At 46.0% G+C, this 2,379-nt stretch carries 1 protein-coding gene; it reads left to right on the forward strand.

The window, feature by feature from the left end; genetic code table 11:
• Positions 1-363: 363 nt before the first annotated feature.
• Positions 364-2,271, forward strand: a complete 1,908-nt coding sequence (locus MO867_RS21605; RefSeq protein ID WP_252472998.1) for an RCC1 domain-containing protein — start codon at positions 364-366, stop codon at positions 2,269-2,271.
• Positions 2,272-2,379 lie beyond the last annotated feature (108 nt).

Here is a 2,379-nt window from a genome sequence, read left to right on the forward strand (position 1 = left end):
GACCAGAGCGCTGCTTGATCAGGCCTGTTGAACACCAGAATTGACAATAACTCCCAGAGAGCCAATCCTAATGTAGGTGGGGGTCCATAAGTCGATGGAAAAGGGCGCTATCTGTCACCATTATAAATAGGGGTTTTTCTGGATTTTAAGTGATGGGCAATAATAGTTGGTGCTGGTGTTGTTAAATATTTTTTATTCGTTTTTTATTAAATAACAAGAAGGGGCTGTATCCATTCAAAGGTTGATTTCTTATGGTATCTATATAATCAGGTTTGGCTGAAATATTTGCATATTGAGCGCTATTTGGATTGTTATGTGGCGTTTAACTTCTTATCATGGCTGCCTTTACTGGAGGGGGTTTATATGAATGGAATTACAGGCCAATATCAGTCTTGGCGTCTGCACCTTTTACACATTTTACGTTTCGGGATATTAACGCTCACCATTGGCCTGCTCAGTGCCTGTGGTGGAGGGGGTAGTAGTAATAACGGCAACAGTGGGAGCGGTGACGGCAGTGGTAGTGGTGGGACGGATATCGTTACGCTTGAAAGCGTTGGGCTGGAACAAGATAGTTCGAATGAATACCAGTATTTTTTAACTGCCTATTACAGTGACGACTCTTCTACGGATGTTACTGGGGATGCGGACTGGTCTGTGAGTGACACCAGCCTGGCCACCATTGATGCCGGATTGCTCACACCACGGAAAGTTGGTTCACTCACCTTAAGTGCCACATATGAAGGAATGAGCGCAGAGGAATATATTGAGTTACCTCTCCTTATTGAAAGCTTGGAGGTGAGTAGAGATACCTCTAACTTTGATCAATATTATCTCACCGCCCACTATAACGATGATATGTCAAAAGATGTCACCGAAGAGGCCGAGTGGTCGATCAGTGATACCAGGTTGGCAACCGTAGAGGCCGGTCTTATCACCGCCCTGGAGAGTGGCTCGGCGACTCTGACTGCCTCCTTTGATGGTGAAACTGCAGAAACGGACATTGAGCATCTTGTCTATGTGCGTGAGATTTTCGCCACATCATTTAAATTTGCAGCATTAAAAAATAATGGCTCGGTTGTGTCATGGCCTAATGATAATTTTTGGGGCATTGGTGTTAAATTTAGTGATGTGAGTGCCAATTTAACTGGTGATGTAGTAGAGATTTTTGCTACAGAGGGTGCTTTTGCAGCATTAAAGTCCGATGGTTCTGTTATTGTTTGGGGAGAGCCAGATTATGGTGGAAACAGTAGCTCCGTGAGTACACGCCTGGAGGATAATGTCGTTAATATTTATCCAAACAAAAGGGCATTTTCTGCATTGAAGTCTGATGGTTCCATTGTGACTTGGGGGGACAGCTCACAGGGAGGTGATAGTAGTGATGTTAGTGCTCAGTTAGCCAGTGAAGTTGAGGAAGTTTATGCAACTAAAGAGGCTTTTGTCGCGCGAAAATCGGATGGCTCGCTAGTAACCTGGGGGCATAGCTGGTTCGGTGGAGATAGCAGTGCGGTGAGCGCGGAAATCTCCAGTGAGGTGATGACTGTTTTTTCATCATGGTTTGCTTTTGCCGCACTTAAGTTAGATGGGTCTGTTGTGACTTGGGGAAAGACGGATAGTAGTGCGGTGAACGCGGAAATCTCCAGTGATGTAGAGACTGTTTTTTCAACAAAAGGCTCTTTTGCCGCACTCAAGTCAGATGGGTCTGTTGTGGCTTGGGGAGGGGTGGATAGCGCAGAAATTTCCAGCGATGTTGTGGAGGTCTTTACAAGTTTAGAGGCTTTTGCATCCCTGGAATCTGATGGTTCAGTCGTCACCTGGGGTAGTGCCAATTACGGTGGTGATAGTAGCGCTGTGAGTGGTCAGCTTGTGGGCGGTGTAGATACAATTACTCCAGCTAGCCGTGCTTTTGCTGCTGTTAAATCCGATGGCTCTGTTGTCACTTGGGGTCACGCTGACTATGGTGGTGATAGTAGCGAAGTTGAATCTGAGTTGACTGGCAATGTAGAAGCGGTCTACTCCCTTGCTGAGGGTTTTGCAGCTTTAACGACTAGTGGATCTTTAATTACCTGGGGGCGGAGTAGTACTGATAGCAGTAGTGTTAGTGACCAACTGGCGAGTGGTGTGTTGACGGTTTTTGCACTGATGGAGGATCATACAATTTTCATTCCTCGCCGGGGTGATGGAGCCTTCGTGGTGTTAAAAGACGACAAGTCTGTCGTGACTTGGGGCGATGAACTTAATGGCGGTGATAGCAGTGATATCGACTTTTATTAAGCGGTAAGTATATTGCTGAGAGCGAAAATTATTTACTGATCACTGATGGGAATACCCTAGATTCCCACAATGACCGACACACTTGGCGATAGCAAAGGGGGCCAGCTG

Origin of the sequence: Microbulbifer okhotskensis (assembly GCF_023895975.1) — a bacterium.
Lineage (GTDB): Bacteria > Pseudomonadota > Gammaproteobacteria > Pseudomonadales > Cellvibrionaceae > Microbulbifer > Microbulbifer okhotskensis.